The sequence below is a fragment of the Geobacillus zalihae NBRC 101842 genome, from assembly GCF_001544135.1.
Lineage (GTDB): Bacteria > Bacillota > Bacilli > Bacillales > Anoxybacillaceae > Geobacillus > Geobacillus zalihae.
In genome coordinates this window covers 1-1,200 of record NZ_BCPV01000135.1, presented here as the reverse complement: position 1 = coordinate 1,200, position 1,200 = coordinate 1, and the positions used below count along the sequence as shown (strand labels likewise).

Sequence of the window (1,200 nt, the reverse complement as noted above, 5' to 3'; positions counted from 1 at the left end):
TGTGAGATTGAACCTGGAAGTCGATTTGATTTACTTTGATACGACTTCGTCGTACTTCGAAGTGGATCCATCCGAAACACCAGAAGGAGAATCGCTTCGAAAGCAGGGGTTTTCCAAAGATAAGCGTCCCGATTTGGTCCAAATCGTCATTGGACTGGCCGTTACCCGGGAAGGAGTCCCCATTCGCGCTTGGGTATGGCCTGGCAATACGATGGATATGACGGTCATCAAACAGGTGAAACAAGACTTGATTGGCTGGAAGCTTGGGCGTGTGATCAGCGTGATGGACCGCGGATTTTCGTCTGAAGAGAATTTGCGAATCTTGCAACAGGCCGGGGGACACTACATTGTCGGCGAAAAAATGCGGTCCGGCAAAGCCGCCGTCGAAGAGGCCCTAAACCGTCGCGGGCGCTACCAACAAGTTCGCGAGAACTTGCATATCAAAGAAATCATCGTGGGCGACGGAGAAGCGCGTCAGCGCTATGTTCTCGTGTACAATCCCAGCGAAGCCGAACGCCAACGCAAGGAGCGGGAAACGCTGCTCGAATCGCTGAAAGAAGAGTTGGAAGGGCTTCGACAACTCCCCAACGAAGCCCATCATAAGGCCACCTGCCGGCTGCGTTCCCATCCGTCCTACGGAAAATACTTGCGTCAATTGAAGGATGGAACGCTTCGCATCGACAAGCAAGCGGTTCGTGAAGCGGAAAAGTACGATGGCAAATATCTCATCCGAACCTCCGATGACACCTTGTCTGCCGAGGATGTCGCGCTCGGGTATAAGCAACTGGTGGATATCGAGCAGGCCTTTCGGACGTTGAAATCAACACTCGAGCTGCGCCCCATGTATCATCGCTTGGAAGACCGTATCCGGGCGCATGTGCTGCTCAGTTGGCTGGCTCTCTTGCTGGTTCGGATCGTGGAGATCCGAACTCATGAATCGTGGCCGAAAGTAAGAGACGAATGTGAGCGTCTCATGCTTGGACATTTTTCTTCAAAAAACGGAGACCTTTATCAACGAACCGAACTGACGGCCAAACAGGCTCAACTCTTTGCGGCTCTAGGGATGGAGCCTCCTCCGAAGATTCTAGGCATCCATCCTCGCCCCTAGATACACGCCTAAAGTATGCCCAAATCCCTCTGATCCCTTTTGTATCAAAGGATCAGAGGGATTTTGTTTGCCTAGTCGCTGTCGAACTCGGG

The 1,200-nt window shown here is 52.4% G+C and carries 1 protein-coding gene; it reads left to right on the top strand.

The window, feature by feature from the left end; all coding sequences use genetic code 11:
* On the top strand, positions 1-1,108 hold a 1,108-nt coding region (locus GZ1_RS17710; protein WP_060789016.1), incomplete at its 5' end, for an IS1634 family transposase.
* Between the last annotated feature and the right edge of the window lie 92 nt (positions 1,109-1,200).